The organism is Sphingomonas sp. (assembly GCF_036269755.1).
Taxonomy (GTDB): Bacteria; Pseudomonadota; Alphaproteobacteria; order Sphingomonadales; family Sphingomonadaceae; genus Sphingomonas.
This window is the reverse complement of record NZ_DATBDV010000009.1, coordinates 252,305-272,247: the sequence shown is the minus strand read 5'-3', so window position 1 is coordinate 272,247 and position 19,943 is coordinate 252,305. Positions and strand designations below refer to the sequence as shown.

The following is a 19,943-nucleotide window of genomic DNA, read 5'->3' as shown; positions in this document are numbered from 1 at the left end:
CGCTCGCCCGGGCGGTCGCCGACCCGGCGCAGCGCGACCCCGGTGGGTCTCACTTGCGCCGGACGATCACCTTGTCGTCCAGCTCGAGATCTATGACGATCAGCCGCCCGTCACGTACGTAGGCATTGATGTACTGGGCTCCCGACGGAAGCGGGTGCTGCATCGGGTCGACCTTGACGCCCTTCACGATGACGCCGGCCGCGGCGCACGCGTCGTAGACGGCGCCGATCAGCGCGTCGACGTCGCGACTGGTCAACCCGGGCGTATCGATTTCGATCGACTTCTGGTCCGGGTTCGCGGCGAGCGTGTCCGCAACGGCGCGTGCGAGTTCGGTGAGGTCAGGCATCGGCTTCTTCCTGAGGTTGCTGGCATTCGGGTGGCACGGGCACCGTTCCGACCGGACAGTCCGCCGGCCGCAGCCGGTTCCAGGTCAGGATCAACTCGCACCGGTTGTCGCGCCACCACTTCTCGACGTTGCGGTCGTAGCGCTCCAGTCCCTTCACACCCGGCAACCGGAGGCCGGTATCGATCGCGAAGCTGACGCTCTCGCCCCGGCCTCGCACATGGAAGTGGGGTGGCGGGTGCTCGTCGGCCTGGATCTGGACCGACAGCCCCTCGAAGCGCGCGACCTGCTCCTCGTTGAGCATGCGGAGCCCGTCGGCGTTGAGCATCGGGCCCATGTTCAGGCTGTCCTCGAGTTCGCGCACGAGGCTCGGGTTGACGGCGACGGTGACGGGCATGGCCGCTTGTCCCAGCGTGGCGGCGCGCTGTCCAGCACCGTCGACCCGGTTTCGGCGCGATCATGCGGACCCCGCCGTTGACGACCGCCGCAAAGGTCGGAAAGGATGCGGGTCAATTCGGCAGGTACGCGTTTCAAGGGGGGCTGCATGGAGGATGAGGGCAAGTCCCGCGCGCTCGCGTTGATCGCCGGGTGCGAAGACCCGGACAAGCTGAAGCGGATGGCGGCGAACGCCCGCCGGCTCGGCGAGGCGGAGATCGAGCGCGCCGCGTCGCTCCGGCTGTACACCGTGCTGCCATCCGCCGATCCGGGCACGCTCGAGCACGACGTGTGGCGCAGCATCCACGCGTTGGAGGGCGCTCTCAAGGATGAGCGCGGACGGACCACGCTGCTCGGGCGCACGCGGCAGAAGATCGCCCGCGACGGCGAGCGGCGGACGGTCGCCGACCTCGTGCGCGGGAAGCCCTCGGACGGTTTCCGGATGCTGATGGACCGGGGAATGGTCGACCACACGTTCGAGGCGGTGGCGCTTCGGCACCAGGCGCTGTTCGACGACGAGGTCGTCGCGAGGCTGCGCGCCGCCGGCGCCGACGGTCGCCCGTGAGCAGCGTCAGCCAGGTCATCGAGGCATTCGAGCTGCTCTACACCGGGCTGCGCGACCCGTCGTTCCGCAAGTCGCTGCCGCTGGACAAGTGGTCGGAGAAGCAGCTGTTGCCGCTCGTGCGGACGTTCCTGCTCGGCTATTTCGGCCCCAAGGCGCGCCCGGAGTTCGGCACCGTGCTGCCCGGCGCGCTCAGCGGCTACGGGCGCGTCGACTTCGTCGTCTATGGCGTCGCGGTCGAGTTCGCCGTGCGGCGTCCCTGGTGCCCGCGCTCGGACCTGATGCCGCGCGTCAACCGGACCGAGGTGCTCAAACTGATGAAGCATGATGGACGCGCCGTGCTCGTGCTCTTCGACTTCGCGCGGGACGGCCTCGAGGACCATCATCTCGCCGGCTATCGCGACCTGCCGAGTATGGGGCGCGGCAACCACGCCCGCTCGCCGTTCAGCGTCGCCTATTTCGGGCTGCGCGGAGACCCCGTGCGGCTGAACGTGCGGGTCTGATGGCGGACCAGCCACCTCCCGAGGCCGGACACACCATGCTGTTTATCACGCGCCAGGAGGTGCGTCCCGACGGCTACGTCAATCTGTCGGATTCGAACTCGTGGACAAGGTGGCTATACCGGGTCGTTCCGGAGCGCATTCACCGAACCGTCAGGGACAGGCTGGTGTCGAACCTGAAGCACCTGATCGTGGGGCTCGAGCTCAAGGCGGCGCTGATCGGCCAGCATCATCATCGCGCCAAGGGGGAGCGTCCGGTCCTTTTCGAGCCCTACTTCCAGAACCTCATCCTCGAGTTCTGCGTGGCCTCATTCTCGGTGTTCGAGGGTCTTGGTTCGGCGCAGTGGCTGGATCAGCAGGGCCAGGACGGAGCCGATGGGCCGAAGATCCAGCGCAACCAGTGGCTGCCCGCTCTCGCTGCGGTCTACGACGAGACCGGCGAACATGGCCTTGCCGCCAACGTGGAGAACACGTTGGCCGTGCGCGATCGTCTCCACCAGGACAAGCTCGGCGCACGCGACGACATCGACTGGCACGCATTCTCCTACGATGCCGCGTTCGCGCCCGCGAGCGCCGCCATCCGCACACTGCTGAGGCGGGAGGCGGACTCGGTGCCCGCCGCATCGAACCTCCATATCGAGCCTGGCGCCTGACTGCCGACGCGCATCAGTCCGCGTCGTTCGCCACCGCGACGGTCTTGGACTTCCATCGCGCGATCTCCCTGAGGAGGACGTCGCCCTCCATGGGACGCCGCAGCTTGGGCAGCGCCTCCAGGACACGCTCGAGCATGAAAGTGGGGTCGATGATGAGGCCGGACCGGAAGCCGCCCGGCGCCGAGCCTATCGCGGTGGCGAGCGCGGTCGCCTTGACCACCTCCACCGACGACTTCAGCCCGCGCGGCGTCACCGTCTTGCCGGTCTCGTGCAGAGCTCTGCTGTCGACTGAGAGCAGCGTCCGCTCACCGCCTGGCTCCTGACCAGCGCCTTGCGCGCGCAGCGTGCGGGCCGCGTCGCCGAACGCCCCGGCGATCGTCGGCCAGCTCGAATTGACGACTGCGACGATCACGTTCGGCGGCATCCGGAACCGCAGCAGCTCGAAGCCGATCAGCAGCTGTACCGCATGGACCGCGGTGTAGTCCGCCCTGTCGCCGGTGCCGACCGCGGTGATCGACGGAAAGTCGAGCTTCAGGAAGTTCTTGATCCGCGAGGTCGTCGCGCTTTTCCGCGTCGCCGGCAGGTCGTGCAGCGCCATTGCGATCCTGACGATGTCACCTTGCTGCAGCACGTTGATCGGCCTCCTTACCCAAGCGGTAATGCAATGCGAGTCCTTGCGCCACCACCGGTTTAGGTGTATATGTATCCCCGGCATACAGCCTTGAGAGGTCGCCTATATGCGCGGAATGGTCCTGGACATCGAGACGCGCATCGACGCCGGCGCGCTGCGCGCCACCCGGCGCACGTCGGCGCCGAAGGGGATGCCGAGCGGCCTCCAGGGGATCGCGGCCGCCGCGTTGCTCGAGTTCACGATGGACGATCGCGGGGTGTGCGACGACTTCCGCCTCACAGCCGCGGATCGGGCGGGCGGTGGGGAGCGCGCGATCGTCGCGATGGCCGAGCGCAAGCTCGCCGGCCTGGCCGCCGACGACGGGACACTCGTGACCTTCAACGGTTCCCATGACCTCGGCATCCTCCGGTTGGCGGCGGTCCGCCAGCGCCAGTTCGACCACGCCGCGGCCGCCGGCTGGCTACGCGACGGCGGCGATCGGCATGACGACCTGATGCTCGAACTCGAGAGCGGGCCACGGGCGTGGCCGAGGCTCGACGACATCGCGGCGAAGCTGGGCATCGTCAGCAACAGCGAGTTCTTCCTCGGCGACGTCGCCACGAGCGCTGAACGGATGAAGTGCGAGCTCGACGTCGTGGTGACGCTCGCGCTGTACATGCACATCATGTCCGAGCGCATGAAGTCGGTCGATCCGCTGCTGCACGGGATGACGCGGCTCGCCGGGTTCGTGTCGGATCGGCTGCCCAAGGCTCCTCATTTCCAGGCCGCGATGCGCGCGCCGGCCTTCGTCGCGGCGGCCGGCCACTAGGCTTTCGCCGGGGGCTTCACGAGCGTCGCCGGTCGACCGTAGCGCCGAGCCCCCTGCTTCGCCTTGCCCGTTCGCGGATCGCAATTCTGCCCTAAGCCGTCGCGCCACTCGACGTTCTTCAACAGCGGCGTGATCCCCACCTCAAGCCCGTTGAGATAGCGCTTCCCGCCCACGATGAAGCCGATCTGCACAGGTGGCCCCTGCATATACAGGCCGGCCAGTTGAGCGGCGCCGCCGGACAGTGGATCGGCGCCTGACGCGATCGCATCCTGGAACCCCGACAGGATGGCGCGGCTGCGGTCGCCGATTTCCGAATCCGTCCAACGCCTAACCTCGGCTTCAGCAGCCTTCGCCCCGCTGCCGAACGCCGCGATGACGCCCGTCACGGCGGGCAGCGTCAGCTCGTTCGAGACGCAAGCGTTGGTCGCGGCGGTGTAATTGATCGTCCACGCCCGGAAGGAGGTATCCGGCCATGTCCGATCGCGCATCAGGTGGTGGATCGTGAAGTCGAGAGTCGGGGTCGATTTGGCGGCGGCCACGCCCGCGCGGATGGCTTCCAGGACGGCCTCGTGCTGCAGTTGCGCGGTCGCGGCGGGATCGATCAGGATGCCCGCGTCGATCGCGCTCGTGATCTGCCCGAGCAGCAGTCCCGGCAGCACAACGTCGCCGCTGTAGCCGAAGAGGTGCGGCAGCGTCGCGGGCGCGAAGGTCTTGCGCCCGGCCTCCCACCGTCGGTCTGCGGACCCCCAGGTGATGCGGCTGTCGGTCGCGAGATAGACCGCGCGCGGGATGTGCTTCTCGTCGCCGGCTTCGACGTAGGTGGCCCAGGATAGCATCGTCGTCATAGCCCCTGTTGCTCATGGCGGGGCGCGCCGTCCAGCGGGTCGATTCTGGGATCGCAGGCCGAATTCAACCGGGGGCGGCTCCCCTCGGCGGGCGAAGTTCCGAAATAGGCGAGTGACACAAGTCGCCGTGGCGCTCCCACGCCTTGGAAACAGCGCAGATCGAGCACTTTTCGAACGCGATTCTAGGGAAACATCTTGCGAGCGCGATTGCAGGGCCAATCTCCCTCGCGCTGACTTGTGTCACAAATCTGTGCCCATATACGGCTTGCACGGCCCCAATAAGGGTCGTATAGCCCTCGTATGGCGATCGCCGCCTCAGTTGCGCCCGACGTGGCACCGAAACCCCGCCGCGGGTCACGGCGCAACGCGCCCTTTATCCGCCGCCGCCCGCTTGCCCGAACGCGCGCCGGCCTACCGTACCGGATCGACACCTCCGGCGACACGGTCGTGGTCTACGGCCCCAAGGGCGAGCCGGACGAGCTGCTGCAGTTCTACGCCGACCGGCGGTTGGCGCCGCCGGACATCGAGGTGAGCGGATCCAGCAAGAGAGACATCGAGGCCGAGCTCAAGGTCTACCGAAGCCGCGCACTGCGCGACATCATCGCCGTCGTCGGGGTGGTGAACGCCGTCCGCGTCAAGCACCCTGCCGCCCACCGCACGATGCTGCTGGACCGGCACGCCTCGCGCGGCATCATGCGCGAGTTCTTCGGGAAGTGCGGCTGCACGGTGAAGCCCGGCAGCGGGCGGAACGCGGGGCACGTCGTGCAGGCGAACACCGAGGCGCAGGGCATCGAGATATCGGTCACGGTGACGGCGCTGTCGGGGTACCTCGGCATCATGGCCGAGGCTGGCCTCTACGAGGACCATGACGCGACCAAGATGGACCCGAAGGCCAGCCGCATGGCGACGGGCAAGTCGAAGTCGACGTCCCGCGGCGAGGATGGCCGCTTCACGGTCGATACCGACCGATACTTCCGCATCCGGGGGGTCGGACGGACGGCGCCGCGCACGAACAACCCCTTCTTCCTGTCCCGCGTGATGGCGGCGGGCAAGGCGTATGGCTGGTGCAAGGCGGTCGAGGTCTGCATCCTGGCCAAGGGCCGGACGGGCGGTCGCGACTTCCAGGTGCGGCCGGCGACCTGGTACAACTACATCGTGCAGGGCGAGGAGAAGTATATCCCCGCTCCGCGCAAGGGCGGCCGCCGCTACTGGCGGTCCCAGAAGCTGATCGTCTGCTCCGAGCTGCGCAAGGGGCTGGAGGAGCTGGCTGCGGCCGCGACCGCGGGCGGCATCAGGGCGCTGCGGGCGCTCGCCCGGACCAACAAGGGAAAGGCCCGGCTGAAGCGGATGTTCATCTTCAGCGTCGACGGCGGCGTGTCGGCGATGAGCTACTCCTATCTCAACGACGAAAACTTCCGGCCGGCGATCGAGCAGGCGGGCCTGCGTCTCCGGAACTACGGCGCGCCCAACGTAGAGTACCGTTGGGTGACGATGCACCAGTTGCGGCACGAGTTCACCAACCGGCTGCTCGACCACATCCGCGACACTTGCGCCAACGAGAAGGACCGGCTGCTCAAGCAGGTTCGGCTGGCGCACTACATGGGCTGGCGCTCAGGCGAGGCGATGCTGCGCTACTACGGCGCCTGGCATTTCGAGCAGGAGACATACGACTTCATCTCGAAGGCGCAGGAGGCGGCCAACGACAACACCATCCCGCCGGGGATCGAGCAGGCCGTCCGCCAGGCGATGAACGACAACGACCGCACGGTCGTCTCGGCGGTGGCCGGCGGCCTGATCAGGATGGCTGCGTGATGGATATGGTCTCGGCGAGCCCCGAGACGACAGCGAAGGCCATGGGCATCAAGCAGGCCACGCTTCGCAGCCTGATGCGGCGCATCTCCCTGCCCACCTTCAGCTGCGTCGAGTCCGACACCAACGCGAACTACTGGACCGTAACCCGGGCCGCGCACATCGACAGTGGCGTCGCCCTCCTCGCGGCGTGGGTGGAACACCATGGGCCGACGCTGTCGGACGCCGACCTGAAGGTGTACATCGAGCTGCGGCAGTCGACCGTCGACATGCATACGCCGCACACGCCGGAACTGCTCACTGCCTATTCCAAGATTAGGAAGAAGGTCGACGGGATCGCGCTGGTTCGCGACCTCGGCGGCAGCAGCGAGGTCGTCCGCGACGCGGTCGAATTCGTTTGCCGGCTGCGCGGCGAGCCCGTGCGGCGGCGCGACCGCCGCCGGTCCAACAGCCCGATAGCGCTTGCGGACTTCCTCGCTGGACGGGGCGAGGTCCTGCGCGGGCTTCCGTGCTCGATCGAGGACCGGGAATTCAGCCACGTCTACAAGCGGCCGAGCGACAACGAGGTCGGCCGGGCGAACGGCATGACGCACGACGACAATGCGGTGCTCGCCGGGCTGACGCTGATCGCGTGCCCGACGCAGCTCGGGCCGTCGTGCATCAAGCATTCGCTCGCCATCGTCGAGCGTCTCGACGAGCTCGCCGACGGCGGAAGCCTCGCGGACACCGAGGTGGCGCTGCAGGCGATCCGCGCGCGCTTCGTGGACAATCCGGACAACGCATCGCCGCTCACCCTCAAGCGCGTGCTGGACCACTACAACTGGACGAAGCGGGCGCTCGACCGCTGGTGGGAGAGCTTGCCCGTGAAGGCCCGGAAGGGATTCACGCGCTTCCTCCTTCCGCCGGTGCCGCTCGACGTCGCGGCAGCCGTCCTGGACCTCCAGGCAAAGGCCGACCCTGACGCGGATGCAGACGCCGACGTCGGGACGGCCGAATCCGAATGGGACGCCACCGCCCGTCAGGTTTCGGAGGAGCGCGTCGCGATCCTCTCGCGGCTCGAGAACCGGTGGGCGGCGACCGAGCCGATGATGGTGGCGCTGAAGGACGAACTGCGCCGGGCCAGGGCCGATTTCGCGGCGGGCGCGCCATTGCAGCTTCCCATCACGGTGGCGCACACTTGGCCGGTGGTGAGGCCGGACGGCACGCCCGGCGAAGGCCGGCAGACGGTCCTCGCCGAGATCGACAGCGCCGCCAACCTGTGGCGGCGGGCGGCCGACCTCGATCCGACCGGCCTGATCGCCAAGGACCGCCTCAGCCACGCGGATCGCTTGGCGCGTTGGAAGGACCGGGCCGGCTCGAAACCTCCGCAGGCGGACGGCAGCGAGCACGACCCGGAGGAGGAGCGTCGTCTCGTCATGGTCTACCACCGCACCATGGCCTGCGAGCCGGGCGGCGAGTGCCACGAGAGCTGGATCTTCCCGATCCTGCGGGCGTCGACGCTGTTCGGTCGCGACCACGTGCCGGCGGAGGATGTTCCTGCCCACCTCGAGGCGCGGAGGCGGCTTGGACTGGTGTCGTCGGCGCGCGTGCCGGGCGGCATGCTCAAGTCGGAGGATTCGCGCGACGTCGTGCTCGGGGCGGCCTGCCGCAAGCATCTCGGGGCAGAGCTCGTCTCGCCCGCGGACATCCTGCGCGGCATCGCTGTCGGCCGCGTCTCCGTTCGCTGCGAGCTGGTCAACGGGCTCCGCATCGGCGCGACCGCCCAGGCGCGCGACGACCATGGTTGCTTCACGGCCGAGAAGGTGCGCGGCAGGCTGGTGTTCTTCATGAGCGCCTGCATGAAGAACGACGACGTCGACGAGCAGCGCAAAACGGTGATGGACCCGGTCACGGTGACCGCCTTCGAGAAGATCCGGCTGCTGTGGCTCGAGCAGTGGAACGACGGAGTGGACGACCTCCTGCCGTCGTTCACCTACTGCAATGCCGACAAGAAGGACGTGCCCAGCGGCGGCTTCCTGCTGTCGGTCGGAGACCGGGCCTGTACGGTCATGGAGCTCAACACGCTGATCGCCGTGGTTCTCGGCGACATCGTCGACACGACGTCCCACCCGCTCAAGTATGGCTTCGCCGCCATGGTGAAGGAGGCTGGGGCCACCCCCCAGCAGCTCAACGTCGCCTGCCACCACGACATCGGGTCGGAGGTCAGCGAGGCCTATGCCCGGTTCGGCAAGGATCTCGGGATCGAGGGACTGCTCGCTGAGGCGCACGACGTGCTCGATCAGGACCAGCACCTTTACCGGCTGATGGAGCTGCAATGAAGGCGCCGTCGGTAGCTAGCGGAAGGCGTCGGTCGCGGGACGCCGACCGCCCCACGCTCGAGCTCGCGCTGCAGCTGCTCGACGTCCGCATCGAGACCTCGCGCCTGCGGGCGGACGCCGAGGGCCGGCCCGTCGACCGCAAGGCCGAGCTGGACCGTGCGAAGCGCGTCGACGCCATGGCGGGCGGAAAGGTGGATGGGGTCACCGAGCGGCTGGAGGTTATGCGCGGGGTGGTGAAGCGCCTGCGCCGTCGCTCGCTGGTCAGCGTCGCGGGTGTCGCCGACGCGATGGCGGCGGCTGGCCACCCGCTGGATCGGCGGACCATCTACAGGCGGCTGGACTACATGGCCGTGATCAACGAGGCCAATGGCGTTGAGGGCATCCCGATGCCCGATGATCCCGAATGGCCGTCGATCGTGCGGATGGACCACCTGGCCCTCGAGAAGGCCCTGAAGAAGGCGCGGCGCGAACGTCGGCGCGCGCGCCTGGCGCTGGAGGAGGCGAAGCGCAAGGTCGTCGCGCCTGACGTCGACCGGCTCCGGCGCGAGATGTCGGAGGCGCGCACGGCGCACCGCGCGGCTACGCGCTGCAGGCGTCCCGCGGGACCTCCGGCGGGGTCTCCTCGAAAGCCCGCTCGATCGAAACCAGAAGCCGTCCGACCTGCCGCCGGCTGAGCAGGCGGGCGCGGATGGCGACCGCGAGCGCCGATCCGCAGTCGGCCACGACCTGCAGCCTCGTCTCGCCGAGGGAGCGCGGCGGCAGGACGAGGTCGGGGATGCCTTCGGGCAGTTCGGTGCTCCCGGGAGCCCATGAACCCACGTTTTCCAGATCGGTCGCGACCACCTCGGCGATCGCTCCCGCGCGCAGAACCGCGATGCGTACCAGGCCCTGCCAGGCGCCCGGGGCAGGCAGCGCAAGTGCCAGGTCGCGGGCCTGCATCGGGCCGGCGGCCTGCGCCCAGCGGCCGATCGGGTCGGCGCCCGCCGCGGGCGGCGACGACCATTCGATCAGATAGCCGTCACGCACGGACCTGCAGCTCGCGGAGCACGTCGAGCACGCGGCCGACAGCCAGGTTGTCGTCCTCGTTATATTCCAGGATGCGGACCTTGATCGCCTCGTCGCCGGTCTGCTGCCAGTCGCGGTACCACCTGATGGACGCGGCGCCGCTCGGCTTGCTGTCGCGCCAGGCGAACCCGCAGTGGACCGCGAGCGTCTTCACGCTGTGGTCGTGGCACGGCCATTCGGTGTGGGGCGAGACGACGTCATAGAGCAGGTCGACGCAACGCGCCGATGAGAAGAGAGCCTCGACGCGGTCGACGGTGTCGGTCTCGGGATACTTGAGGGCGAGCGCGCGGTAGACGGTCCTCTCGTATTTCGACCAATAGATCACCGAGGCGGCGGGATCCTGCTCGAGGAACTCCAGCGCCTCGATGAAGGCGCGGGCCTCGTCGTCGGGGCCGCCCGAGATGAAGGCGTGGTAGCGCGGCTCGCGGCCGCTCCCGTCGGTCCAGCGCTCCACGACCCCATGGAGGTAGCAGTGGTCCGACATCGGGTCCGTCTCGATGTCGAACAGCAGTTCGCGCCCGCGGGGCGGCAGGTGGAGCGCGCTGCGGGCGTAGGGCGTGGACCCGGGCGTCGACAGCAGCCGGGCCCGGTCCTGGAACCGGCGCAGGCGGTCGGCGCCGAGGCCAGGGAACGCCGTCTTGCTACCGTCCATGTGCATCTCGACGTCGGCGTCGGCGAGCGCCTTCACGGTGGGGAAGGTGTGCCGCATGCGGTCGCGCAGTGACCGGCCTAGTTGCGGGATGCGGGTGAGGTCGTCTCGCGCGACGACGTCGGCCTTGCAGGTGGAATACCAGCGGCACAGCTTGCATTCGGCCGCCTGGACCGAGAGCGTGAGCACGGTGTCGTCGGCGATGTCGCGGGCGTGCTGAAGCGCCTCGTCGTATCTGTCGACGAGCGCCCCCTTGCTTCCGCCGAGGTCGACGTCGAGCGCGAACTCCAGTTCCTCCCCGTTGCCGTCGATGATGAACCCGTAGGGCCGCGACAGGCGGTCGATCCGCTCGAGGATGTCGGAATAGAGACAGACCTGGACCGCATATCGCAGGCGCGGCACGCCCGGCGTCCCGTCCTCGCCGGCGCAGAGTTTGATGTCGCCGGCGATGTAGCCGTCGCCGTCGCGGCGGATCAGGTCCGGGCGGCCGAGCAGGTCGAGTTCGGCGATCTCCCCACCGACGATGAGCGGCGCCTTCGCGTCCATGGCGAGGAGCGTGTAGGCCTGCCGCCGGTCGGGCGCGATCTGGCGCAGGTCGACGCTGCCGGGTGACGCAGCGAGCAGCTCCGCGATGATTGCCTCCTCGTGCTCGACGCCGCCCTGCCAGAGCAGCTCGACGAACTCGTTCGGCTCGTCGCGCCCGCCCGTGTCGCCGTGGATGTCGAGGGCGACGCGGTGGTCGCAGCGGATGAGGTCGTGGAGCATCGACCCGGTGATGACATGGCGTTCCATGCCGTCCTGATGCCACGGCAACTTAAGGATGTCAATATACCGGGGATATATATACCGTGGACGTTCTTTGGCGCTACGTGCATCACCGTCGCGTGGCCGCTAGCATCCAGACTGACTTCGGGGAACGTGTGCGCAAGTTGCGCACCGACGCCGGCCGCTCGCAGGAGGAGTTCGCCGCGCAGGCGAACATCGATCGATCGACCTATGGGAAACTTGAACGAGGCCTCATCAACGCGTCCCTTCTGACCATGGCCCGCGTCGCGGTCGCGCTCGACATCAGCCTGGCTGAACTCCTGGACGGATTGCAGCTCGACGCCGACGAGGTCCGCAGCCTGCCACGCTCGGCGACTGGGCCCAAGCGGCTGTCCCGCTAGGCGCGAGGCATCGGCGGCGCTCGGGCCGCTTAGGGCGCGGGCATCAGTTCCCACTAGTCTTCCGCTCCACAGCATACGCACGCCGGATAGCCCGGCCGCCGAATCGCCCGCTTCACTCGCCGTTCCCAGGCCGCAGTCCGCCTGAGCGAATTGCGTATGTGGCTGCCACGCTCGATCTATGGCCGAGCAGATGCGTGAACCTCGCGCGGTGCGATGGAGCAAGGACGGTCCTCGCGGTCCGCGGACGCCAGCGCTCCTTACCTGGCGTAGATGCCAGCAGTGGCACGAGACGATCGACCAGCTCCACGCTCATGCAGGCTGGCTCGCCGGGGGGGGTCCTCGCTGAGGCGATGGTGGCCTTCGTTCCGCGCGCGTCCGCGTCGAATACGGCGCAGACGGAAGCCGCGCCTCGGCCGGCCAGCGCGTTGAGGAGCGCATCCGGATATGCTCCGGTGAAGGTTGCCAGCAGGCGATGGCCTTCAGTGCTCAGGGCGGCGACGACCGTGCCTCGGTCGTTCACGATCGTTGCGCGTCGTACCAGGAGCACGCCTTCCTGACCGGTGAAGGCGACGTCGACCAAATTCCCTCCGTCCGGCAACCATAACTCGCCGTTCCCGCGCATCACCCACGAGGCCGGATCGGCAGGGTTGGGAAGGCACGTGCCGGCGGCGGCGATGATGGCGGCCGCCGCGGGATGGATCGACCAACCAATTGGAGGACCTGGATGCTTCGGCCGGAAGGCCAGCGCCATGTTCCAGACCATCTCGTCGACTGCCTTGCGCATCTCCGCCGACGCGTGGGCCTCCGCTCCCCGCGCCATCCACAGGTCACGGCGCTGCGTCAGCGGGTGACCGTCCTCCGGGCTGTAGGTGAGATACACCTCGTGAATGCGGCCATTGCGCGCGACATCGAGGTCAAAGCGGGCGTAGGCCATGTTGAACGCCGCGCCTGTCCGCCGGAGCGCCGCCCTTCCGGCCTTAAGCACCCTGGGCGCCGTGAGATCGATGATAGTTTCGAGCGGCACGAGCGCCGTGCTGGGCATCGCGCTTGAGTGGGTCACCGACATACTATTCAACCCTTTCTGGAGCGCGAACTTTTGGCCGGCGACGTCAGCGCCGACCCTCGATGAGCACCGGCCTGAGTACGTCCAGCGACGGCCGGGCGCGACTTGATGGCCGGGACACATCCCTTCAAACTCGATCGGCCCTCGACCCGCTCACGGTAGAGCGCGACGATCTCGGACTTCGCGAGGCTGGGAGTGCTAGTTGCATTCCGGGCTGCGCCGGCGAGGTCGAGCTGCGCCATGATGTGTTCGACGTCGCCCTTGATGAAGTAGTACGAGTCTTCATGGACGTTGCGGTCGTGGCTGATCCAGCCGGCGTTCACCCCCACGCGCCTGATCCAGAAGTCGGCCAGGGCGGGAGTGGTGAACTCGAAATCGGGGTGGGTCAGTTCCTCAGGCCGCAAGTCGCGTGGAACCGCGCGTCGCTCCCAGATCTGGAACACGGCGCCGACGTCCCGCCGCTTACCGTCGAGCTCGAAGGCGTTCGGCGGGATCTCGTTGCAGCATACCAGATGGAAGCCCTCATTGAGCTGGTTCTCGATCGAAGCCTTCAGGAAGGACCGTGGGAAGATCATCGCGATGACGTCGGATTGGCGGGCGGCGTGGTTGAAGAACCTGATGGCCAGACACGCGTTTCTTCCGAACGGCGGATTGCCAACGATCATCATGCGGTGAGCGCATCTCAGCTCGATAGACAGGAAGTCCACCTTGATGATGCCGGAGCCCTTCGGATCGATATCGAACGCGATCGAGTTCCGCGGCATCGGCCGCCTGAAGGCGCCGCCTCCGGCACTCGGCTCGACGAGCATCCAGGATGCCAAGTTGTAGAGCAGGCCCAGTTGCTCGAGACAATTGGCGACGACGACGTCGCGCGTATAGAACTGGTCGAGCGCGCGCGCCGACGTGCGCCCCTTGGCACCAGATCCGAAGGCACTCTTGGTCTTGGGTTTTGGGATTCTAGTGTAGGGTGACGGGGCGGTCGGCGACCCCACCCAGTTGCCGACGCGGGAACCACTGACGGGGTAATGTCGACGCTTAAGTCGATTTTCCTGGGCATCGATCAGAGCGATCAATGTGGGGCGCCCGCCGCGCGGCGCGACGAAGTCGATCTCGGGCCTTATCACGCTGCACGCTCGCTTGGTCGGCTGCACCCGTCAGCGGCGAGGCAGGCGCCACGTTCCGTCAGCAAGCCAAGCGACGCCCTCACTTCGACTTCCCGCGGTTGGAGGTCGCATTCGCTGCCGCGCTGACGCGGGCCTTCTCGATCCATGCCGCCCGGGCCGCTCCTTCAGACTTGAGCGCGCTGGCGATCGTCTGCGACGCGTCCTCGAGCGGCGAGGCGGAGGCGGTCAGGATGACGTCGGGCCACTTCGTGGTGACGTTTAGTCCAGCCAACTCGCCGATGGCGGCGAGCTGGTGCTTGACGCGCGGTCGACCCTCCTCCGTCCCGATTTCGCCCTTCCACTCGTCGATCGGGGCGGGCCGCCCGAGATAGTCGAGCAGCCGCTGCGCAGCCGTGCGCGAACGGCGGCGCGGTTGCGCTTCGTCGTCGCGCGCCTTGATCAGCGATGCGGCGAGGCGGAGGAACGCGTCGGCGCGGCCGAGATAGGGACCCTGGTCGAGGAAGTTCGAGCCGCCGAGGAGCTCCGCGACCGACGCGCGCTGCGGGATGGCCCTCTGGCTCCAGCCGAAGTTTCGGTTCAGTTCGGCGAATGCGTGTGCCGCCTCGTCCGGGTCGCGCGAGGCGGCGGTGATGGTCGGCGCCATGAGCGCCATCAGTCCGGCACAGTCCAAGCGGATCGCGGTCGCTTCCTCGTCTGGTTCGACGATGGCTTCCATGGTGAGGAGGCTGGCCGTCGCCGAGGGCTGTCCTGCCGATGCGAAGCCGTCGGGAATGATGGACACGGTGGCCGAGAGGCCGTGGGGCATCTGCTCGGGTCGTACGGCGAGACCCAGCTCGACGGCGGCGGAGATGAAGCCCCGCACCAGCTCCGGCCAGATGTCCTGCACGATAGCGACGGCGTGGGACTGGGGTATGAATAGCGCGTTGAGTTCGAACACCGAGCAGAGCGCGAGCACGCGTGGCAGGTTGTATCCGACCCTGTTTCCCATTCCCGTGCGGATCGCGTCGGGGAATGGCATCTGGCGGAGGTTGCGGAACCGGCCCAGCACGCTGCGCTTGTCACCGCCGCTCAGTTCGACGAGCAGGTTCTCGAGGTCGCCGTAGCGCAGGTCGGGCCACGTGGTTCCGACGCCGACGTCGTCCAGAACCGGGGAATGATCTTCGCGGTCGCGCGGCACGTTTGTCTCGGTTGGCATCGCTTCAGTACTCTGTCGTCGAGTGGAAGGCGTTCCTGAGCTTGTAGGCCCTTAGGTCCGAGCGGAGATAAAATATCCCCCGACGCTTGAACTTGCGGTGGAAGGTCGGGCCCGAGCCCCAATTTCGGAGATTGGCAAGGTATCCGGCCGAGCAGCCCAGATATTCCGCCGCCTCGTCAGTATCGAACTCGTCGTCGTCCGAATCCACAATTGGCGAAGGGAGGTCCATGCAAGCGAAGTTAGTATGTTATGACATACTAGTCAATCTCTAGCTTCTGCTTCCGACGACGGCGTCGCCTGCGCGCGGGGTCCAAAGCCCTGATTCCATCGATGTTGCCAGCCTCCCAGCAAGTCAGCGCGGCGGCGATCAGCTCGCCCCACTCGTCGAGGGCCTCCGCCTTCTCGTCATAATAGTCGTGCAAGTGATAGATCCCGACGACGCCCGTGCGCTTGCCGCTGACGTGGTTGAGGATCGCCTCGGTGTGCTCGATCGCCACGCCCATCGCCTGGCAGCCCGTCGCGAGCGACCGCCGGATGTCGTGGATGACCCATGGTTCGAAGCCATCGGGCACCAGCGCGCGGGCGCGTTCGTCGGAGGCGATCAGCTTCGCCACGGCATCGTCGATGGCGATCTTCGCCTTACTGAACCCGGAGATGCCGACGAGGCCGTTGGTCGTGAACACGTGACCGCGCCGGAGCTTCTTGTCCGGCTGCATTCCCTCGAGGAGTTCGATCGCTTGGATCGACAGCGGTACGAGGTGGTCGTTGGCGTTCTTGGTGCGCTTGCGCGGAAGCAGCCAGTCGTCCGCATCCAGGTCCAGCTCGTCCCAAGGGACGCCCGCCGTCTCCCGCAGCCGCTGTCCGAGCAGGATGAGAAGACGGTGGAACGTGCGGAACGGCTCGACCACCGCTTCGAGCGCCACCCAGAGCACGACCAGCTCGCCGAGCCGCAGGACGCGGGTGCGTTCGCCTTCCTTGAAAGGCGGGCTCATGCGGTCGAGCGGCGAGCGGTCGATGTGTCCTTTCTCGATCATCCAGTTGTATATCGCCCGGAGCCACTTGTGCGCCTTGTTCGCCGCGGCCTCGCTGCGCGCGCCGATCGCGTTGAGCATCGCGGTGACGTCGGCCTTGCTGATCTCGTCGATCGTCTTGCCCACGAACGCCGGCTTCAGGTCCCGTTCGACGACACCGTTGATGTCCGTCTCGCTGCGCAGCGCGTCGCGCTGGACGTGGTCCTTCATCCAGGCGTCGGCGAACGCGGCGAACATCCGGTCGGCCCGGGCGTCTAGGTCGGCGACGGCCGCGGCCTTCGCGGCGTCTCGCTCTGCCACGTGGTCGGTCCCAAGCCGCACCTGCGCCAGCAGCTCGACCGCGCGCTTTCGCGCAAGCTCCGCGGTCCAGGGCGATCCATGCCGTCCGATCGTCAGCATCCGCTGGGGCGTGTCGGCGCCTCCCATCCGGTAGCGCAGGACGTACGTGCGAACGCCGTTGGCCGTGATACGCACCCCGAAGCCCTTGACCTCGGTGTCCCACAGCATGCCCCGCGTGCCGGAGGCAGGGCGCGCCATCGCGTCCACGGTTGACTTGCTGATGCGCGCGGTGGTCTTCTCGCGTCGCTTTGAACCATCGGCCGCCAAATCGATCTCCCAGTTTTGGCAGACCGGATTGGTCATCGCCGGGCCATCACGCTGAAATTAGGCAAGGTCAGCTATGATGAAGTGCGATGAACTTTAATCGAAGGTTTTCAGCGAGATAATGCCGAACGATGAAGTAGGATGAAGTCTAGTTTTGTATGATTATCCACTTCACGATTCTTGGTAAGGCTGAGGTCGTGAGTTCAATCCTCACCGGCAGCACCACGCATTACAAGTCTCCCCGCCATTTTGGCAGGCCAGGAGGCTGGCGGCCGGAAGCGGCGCAGTTTCGCGGGCTTTGGGGGTTATCCCGTTCGCAGTGAGGACAGAGACCGGAACGGCCATCGCGATCCAAGGCAGAATGCGCACGTTCGTCTCCCGGCGCCGTGTTGCTGTCCTGTGTCTGATTTGAAGTTGGCAGTCGTGGACGTCGGCTTCAATTAAATCCGAGAACCTCCCGTTGAGCACTCCACGCCAGCGGAAGCTCAGAGATCCGGAGAAGTGAGCGGCTGGTCAATTCAACGGGCTGACGTCCGTTGACGATGGCGGTGACGATATCAGGTGCGAGGAATCTTAGACGCGCGAGGCGGGTCAAATGGCTGCGCTTCGTCGCATCAGCAATTTTCGGGCCCATCCGCAGTTGCTCCCAAGCAGCCCAACCATTGGCCACAAGCCTTATTAGCCGCTCATCACACTCGCGCGGTCGAGCATCAGCTGCCAGGTAAACGAGACGCAACTCGTGGCCTATTCGTTTGAGCGTGGCGGGGAAGCGAATAGTGAGTCTTTCGGTCGAAGGGTATTCGATGCGACCAACTAGAAGTTTGGCCAAGCGATCGGGGTCCAAAGTTATCTCGATCGCTCCTTGCGAGACGGAGACCACCGCATCAAGGTCGCGGAGAAATTCGTTCAATCGTGATTTCTGCGCGAGGCCAGAAGCAGCTTGCTCAATTCGCATGCCGGTGTCGCGTCGAGCGCCGGCGTCGCCCAATACCGAATTGACGCGACTGGGATTCCGGAGAAAACGTTCAAGCTCCCCAGCCACTATCGACTCAAGATCACCGGCTGGCAGCCGCCACTTTTCGCCCACGGCAGCGTCAGCTGGGCGCGACACATAGTAGCGGTACCGCTTCTGTCCTTTTATCGCGTGCGCCGACATGAGGGGGCGCCCTTCCGCATCGAACAAGCGCCCCGCGAGCAGGCTGGTTTGGCCCGTGCGCGGACGCGCTGCCGATTGATTGAGCAGTTCTTGTGATCCTTCCCAAATATCCTGTCTGATGACCGCCTCATGTTCTCCGGCATAGACATGCTCCCCATGCCTGATCTTTCCGAGGTAGATCTGGTTGCGCAGGAGATGGAGAAGCGTACCTGCCCGGTAGGGGCAGCCGCCCGTGACGCGCCCGTTGCGCATCGTTCTTTGTTTCGATCGAACTCCTTTCGCCCGGAGGTCATCGGCTAGCGCTCGTAACGTCTGCACTGTTTGGTGGCGTTCAAATATCAGGCGGACCGTTTGGGCTTCATTCTCGTTCACGACGAGCTTACGCTCCCGAACATCGTAGCCAAGCGGCACTGGCCCGCCCATCCACATACCCTTCTTTTTGGAGGCGGCGATCTTGTCGCGGACCCGCGCCCCGGTCACTTCGCGCTCGAACTGCGCGAAGCTGAGCAGCACATTGAGCGTCAGCCGTCCCATGCTTGACGTCGTATTGAACGCCTGGGCGATGCTGACAAAGCTGGCATTGGCGGCGTCGAGCACCTCGACGATCTTCGAAAAGTCCGATAAGGCCCGGGTGAGTCTACCGACCTTGTAGACAACGATCACGTCGATCTGACCCGCATTCACATCAGCGAGCAGGCGCTTGAGCGCAGGACGATCCATCGTCCCGCCGGAGAATCCGCCATCATCGTAGCGACCGGGTAAGAGCACCCAACCTTCGTGCCGCTGGCTAAGGATGTAGGCGGCGCATGCTTCATGCTGGGCATCGAGGCTGTTGAACTCCTGATCGAGACCTTCTTCAGTCGACTTGCGGGTATAGATCGCGCAGCGCACATGCCCTGCGATCCCGGCGCTCCGCTGTTCGGTCCGAGGACCGGGTTTAGCCATGTTTTGCGCCACTGGCTGGAGGTCTCGCCGGTCGTTTCAGGCCGAAGAATCGAGGCCCGAACCAATGTGCGCCGGTGATCGCTCTGGCCACCTCGGACAACGAACCGTATCGTTGCTCGCCGAACATGACGCCGTTGTCCATGATGAGCACGTTGTGCACGATGCCGTTCCATTCGCGGACCAAACGCGTGCCGGGCTTCAGCTTAATCGCCGGATCGGGAGGGGGAGCATCGGCCTTGGCCATTGCCTCCAATATCTTTCGTGTCGCGGCCGGCAGACTGCCAAGCGAACGCTCTTGTGCGGCGGAGGCCAGTGCTCGACGAAAGAGCGAGGAAGACAGCGATGGCGCTGCCTCCCCGAACTCTGCTTGCCAGGCATTACGCAACCCCACCGCGGGCATTGTTTCGATCGCGCTGACCTGATCGTCGATCCGGGCCATGCTACGAGGCCTTGACGATACGATAGCAGGTCACGCCATCCCGTTCGCTCTTGACGATCGCGCGGCCCTTCTTGCGCAGGCGGTCAATGCCGCGCGCGTGGTGTGCGGCAGCGAGCCGGTTGCCTCAACCAGTTCTGCGAGCGTCGCGCCGCCGTCGCATTGGAGCAACTCCAGCACGAGAGCGGCCTTGGTCTTCTTCACCGGCTCAAGTGCAGGCTGGATATTTTTACGTTTGGTCATGGTGGCTCCCAGGTCAGGAAGCGGCGACACGCCGCTCCCACCACCCAGAGCCCCGCCGGTCACGCCGGTCGGGGCTGTCGCGCCACTCGGCTGCGACTCACGCGGACACCAATGCTCTTGTTCGGCACCAAGTCGAGTGGATTTTCGTCGGGCTGAGCTCGGTCCGACGGTCCGCAACGACATCGCCCGCCCGATGCCGTGGTACCGTAGGCCAGACTTTCGCGGAGCGTCTGCTTTTGGGTGGAAAACGGCCATTGGTAGCCAGACCTGTAATGGGGTGCGGCCATGCCTGGCGTAGCAGACTGGTTGGTATGGCGACGCCGCTCAATGCAATCTTACAATACGCGTCTCAGCCAAGAACCG

The 19,943-nt window shown here is 66.5% G+C and carries 22 protein-coding genes; 8 read left to right on the top strand and 14 right to left on the bottom strand.

Annotated elements, in window-relative coordinates; genetic code table 11:
- Positions 1–49: 49 nt before the first annotated feature.
- Together VH326_RS07960 and VH326_RS07955 are read right to left on the bottom strand one after the other, a co-directional pair.
- Positions 50–346: a hypothetical protein gene (locus VH326_RS07960; RefSeq protein WP_329631272.1), complete on the bottom strand. Its 297-nt coding sequence runs from the start codon at positions 344–346 to the stop codon at positions 50–52.
- Positions 339–740, bottom strand: coding sequence for a DUF4160 domain-containing protein (locus tag VH326_RS07955; protein ID WP_329631271.1), 402 nt, complete (start codon positions 738–740; stop codon positions 339–341). The genes VH326_RS07960 and VH326_RS07955 overlap by 8 nt, the downstream gene beginning before the upstream one ends.
- A gap of 147 nt (positions 741–887) precedes the next feature.
- Between VH326_RS07955 and VH326_RS07950 the strand changes: the two genes are divergently transcribed.
- The 3 genes from VH326_RS07950 to VH326_RS07940 are packed head-to-tail and all read left to right on the top strand — an operon-like array spanning position 888 to position 2,493.
- Positions 888–1,343 (top strand): hypothetical protein, encoded by a 456-nt coding sequence (locus VH326_RS07950; protein WP_329631270.1) that lies wholly within the window; start codon positions 888–890, stop codon positions 1,341–1,343.
- Positions 1,340–1,843 (top strand): hypothetical protein, encoded by a 504-nt coding sequence (locus VH326_RS07945; protein WP_329631269.1) that lies wholly within the window; start codon positions 1,340–1,342, stop codon positions 1,841–1,843. Before VH326_RS07950 ends, VH326_RS07945 begins: the two co-directional genes overlap by 4 nt.
- A gap of 35 nt (positions 1,844–1,878) precedes the next feature.
- Positions 1,879–2,493, top strand: a complete 615-nt coding sequence (locus tag VH326_RS07940; RefSeq protein ID WP_329631268.1) for a hypothetical protein — start codon at positions 1,879–1,881, stop codon at positions 2,491–2,493.
- 13 nt (positions 2,494–2,506) lie between these two features.
- Here VH326_RS07940 and VH326_RS07935 read toward each other — a convergent pair whose 3' ends face one another.
- On the bottom strand, positions 2,507–3,091 hold the full coding sequence (locus tag VH326_RS07935; protein WP_329631267.1) for a hypothetical protein: 585 nt from the start codon (positions 3,089–3,091) through the stop codon (positions 2,507–2,509).
- Positions 3,092–3,239: 148 nt separating this feature from the next.
- Here VH326_RS07935 and VH326_RS07930 point away from each other — a divergent pair, with 148 nt between their 5' ends.
- Positions 3,240–3,932 carry a hypothetical protein gene (locus VH326_RS07930; protein WP_329631266.1) on the top strand — a complete coding sequence of 231 codons (693 nt, stop codon included), beginning with the start codon at positions 3,240–3,242 and terminating at the stop codon, positions 3,930–3,932.
- Here the strand turns inward: VH326_RS07930 and VH326_RS07925 are convergent.
- The gene (locus VH326_RS07925; protein WP_329631265.1) at positions 3,929–4,768 is read right to left on the bottom strand and encodes a hypothetical protein; all 840 of its coding nucleotides are present in this window, start codon (positions 4,766–4,768) and stop codon (positions 3,929–3,931) included. The two genes, VH326_RS07930 and VH326_RS07925, sit on opposite strands and share 4 nt — an antisense overlap.
- 309 nt (positions 4,769–5,077) lie before the next feature.
- Here VH326_RS07925 and VH326_RS07920 point away from each other — a divergent pair, with 309 nt between their 5' ends.
- From VH326_RS07920 to VH326_RS07910, 3 genes are read left to right on the top strand one after another with little or no spacing between them, the layout of a single operon-like run.
- The gene (locus VH326_RS07920; protein ID WP_329631264.1) at positions 5,078–6,589 is read left to right on the top strand and encodes a hypothetical protein; all 1,512 of its coding nucleotides are present in this window, start codon (positions 5,078–5,080) and stop codon (positions 6,587–6,589) included.
- Complete coding sequence (locus tag VH326_RS07915) at positions 6,589–8,904, top strand: hypothetical protein (protein ID WP_329631263.1); 2,316 nt, start codon at positions 6,589–6,591, stop codon at positions 8,902–8,904. The genes VH326_RS07920 and VH326_RS07915 overlap by 1 nt, the downstream gene beginning before the upstream one ends.
- A complete protein-coding gene (locus VH326_RS07910) occupies positions 8,901–9,578 on the top strand; it encodes a hypothetical protein (RefSeq protein WP_329631262.1) in 678 nt (225 codons plus the stop codon). The genes VH326_RS07915 and VH326_RS07910 overlap by 4 nt, the downstream gene beginning before the upstream one ends.
- Here VH326_RS07910 and VH326_RS07905 read toward each other — a convergent pair.
- Together VH326_RS07905 and VH326_RS07900 are read right to left on the bottom strand one after the other, a co-directional pair.
- On the bottom strand, positions 9,484–9,930 hold the full coding sequence (locus VH326_RS07905) for a hypothetical protein (RefSeq protein ID WP_329631261.1): 447 nt from the start codon (positions 9,928–9,930) through the stop codon (positions 9,484–9,486). The genes VH326_RS07910 and VH326_RS07905 overlap by 95 nt on opposite strands.
- A complete protein-coding gene (locus tag VH326_RS07900) occupies positions 9,923–11,431 on the bottom strand; it encodes a TM0106 family RecB-like putative nuclease (protein ID WP_329631260.1) in 1,509 nt (502 codons plus the stop codon). The genes VH326_RS07905 and VH326_RS07900 overlap by 8 nt, the downstream gene beginning before the upstream one ends.
- Positions 11,432–11,502: 71 nt before the next feature.
- Between VH326_RS07900 and VH326_RS07895 the strand changes: the two genes are divergently transcribed.
- Positions 11,503–11,784: a helix-turn-helix transcriptional regulator gene (locus VH326_RS07895; RefSeq protein ID WP_329631259.1), complete on the top strand. Its 282-nt coding sequence runs from the start codon at positions 11,503–11,505 to the stop codon at positions 11,782–11,784.
- A gap of 112 nt (positions 11,785–11,896) precedes the next feature.
- On the opposite strand, the gene VH326_RS07890 is transcribed toward VH326_RS07895, so the two are convergent.
- The 8 genes from VH326_RS07890 to VH326_RS07855 form a co-directional block, all read right to left on the bottom strand.
- A complete protein-coding gene (locus tag VH326_RS07890) occupies positions 11,897–12,850 on the bottom strand; it encodes a hypothetical protein (protein ID WP_329631258.1) in 954 nt (317 codons plus the stop codon).
- 5 nt (positions 12,851–12,855) lie between these two features.
- Positions 12,856–13,920, bottom strand: a complete 1,065-nt coding sequence (locus VH326_RS07885) for an SAM-dependent methyltransferase (protein ID WP_329631257.1) — start codon at positions 13,918–13,920, stop codon at positions 12,856–12,858.
- Positions 13,921–14,050: 130 nt separating this feature from the next.
- Positions 14,051–15,166: a hypothetical protein gene (locus VH326_RS07880; protein WP_329631256.1), complete on the bottom strand. Its 1,116-nt coding sequence runs from the start codon at positions 15,164–15,166 to the stop codon at positions 14,051–14,053.
- 4 nt (positions 15,167–15,170) lie between these two features.
- Positions 15,171–15,395, bottom strand: coding sequence for a helix-turn-helix domain-containing protein (locus tag VH326_RS07875; RefSeq protein WP_329631255.1), 225 nt, complete (start codon positions 15,393–15,395; stop codon positions 15,171–15,173).
- A 28-nt stretch (positions 15,396–15,423) separates the two neighbouring features.
- Positions 15,424–16,839, bottom strand: coding sequence for an integrase family protein (locus VH326_RS07870; protein WP_329631254.1), 1,416 nt, complete (start codon positions 16,837–16,839; stop codon positions 15,424–15,426).
- 397 nt (positions 16,840–17,236) lie between these two features.
- Positions 17,237–18,901, bottom strand: a complete 1,665-nt coding sequence (locus VH326_RS07865) for a recombinase family protein (protein WP_329631253.1) — start codon at positions 18,899–18,901, stop codon at positions 17,237–17,239.
- On the bottom strand, positions 18,894–19,340 hold the full coding sequence (locus tag VH326_RS07860) for a DUF2924 domain-containing protein (protein ID WP_329631252.1): 447 nt from the start codon (positions 19,338–19,340) through the stop codon (positions 18,894–18,896). Before VH326_RS07860 ends, VH326_RS07865 begins: the two co-directional genes overlap by 8 nt.
- Before the next feature lie 30 nt (positions 19,341–19,370).
- Entirely contained in the window at positions 19,371–19,580 is a 210-nt protein-coding gene (locus tag VH326_RS07855) for a DUF3489 domain-containing protein (protein ID WP_329631251.1), read from the bottom strand.
- Positions 19,581–19,943: the final 363 nt, after the last annotated feature.

Coding starts and splice junctions, on each gene's coding strand:
- VH326_RS07880 (WP_329631256.1), bottom strand. CDS start 15,166: ATGCCAACCGAGACAAACGTGCCGCGCGACCGCGAAGATCATTCCCCG.
- VH326_RS07865 (WP_329631253.1), bottom strand. CDS start 18,901: ATGGCTAAACCCGGTCCTCGGACCGAACAGCGGAGCGCCGGGATCGCA.
- VH326_RS07930 (WP_329631266.1), top strand. CDS start 3,240: ATGGTCCTGGACATCGAGACGCGCATCGACGCCGGCGCGCTGCGCGCC.
- VH326_RS07960 (WP_329631272.1), bottom strand. CDS start 346: ATGCCTGACCTCACCGAACTCGCACGCGCCGTTGCGGACACGCTCGCC.
- VH326_RS07890 (WP_329631258.1), bottom strand. CDS start 12,850: ATGTCGGTGACCCACTCAAGCGCGATGCCCAGCACGGCGCTCGTGCCG.
- VH326_RS07950 (WP_329631270.1), top strand. CDS start 888: ATGGAGGATGAGGGCAAGTCCCGCGCGCTCGCGTTGATCGCCGGGTGC.
- VH326_RS07860 (WP_329631252.1), bottom strand. CDS start 19,340: ATGGCCCGGATCGACGATCAGGTCAGCGCGATCGAAACAATGCCCGCG.
- VH326_RS07940 (WP_329631268.1), top strand. CDS start 1,879: ATGCTGTTTATCACGCGCCAGGAGGTGCGTCCCGACGGCTACGTCAAT.
- VH326_RS07925 (WP_329631265.1), bottom strand. CDS start 4,768: ATGCTATCCTGGGCCACCTACGTCGAAGCCGGCGACGAGAAGCACATC.
- VH326_RS07915 (WP_329631263.1), top strand. CDS start 6,589: ATGGATATGGTCTCGGCGAGCCCCGAGACGACAGCGAAGGCCATGGGC.
- VH326_RS07910 (WP_329631262.1), top strand. CDS start 8,901: ATGAAGGCGCCGTCGGTAGCTAGCGGAAGGCGTCGGTCGCGGGACGCC.
- VH326_RS07920 (WP_329631264.1), top strand. CDS start 5,078: ATGGCGATCGCCGCCTCAGTTGCGCCCGACGTGGCACCGAAACCCCGC.
- VH326_RS07935 (WP_329631267.1), bottom strand. CDS start 3,091: ATGGCGCTGCACGACCTGCCGGCGACGCGGAAAAGCGCGACGACCTCG.
- VH326_RS07955 (WP_329631271.1), bottom strand. CDS start 740: ATGCCCGTCACCGTCGCCGTCAACCCGAGCCTCGTGCGCGAACTCGAG.
- VH326_RS07855 (WP_329631251.1), bottom strand. CDS start 19,580: ATGACCAAACGTAAAAATATCCAGCCTGCACTTGAGCCGGTGAAGAAG.
- VH326_RS07870 (WP_329631254.1), bottom strand. CDS start 16,839: ATGACCAATCCGGTCTGCCAAAACTGGGAGATCGATTTGGCGGCCGAT.
- VH326_RS07875 (WP_329631255.1), bottom strand. CDS start 15,395: ATGGACCTCCCTTCGCCAATTGTGGATTCGGACGACGACGAGTTCGAT.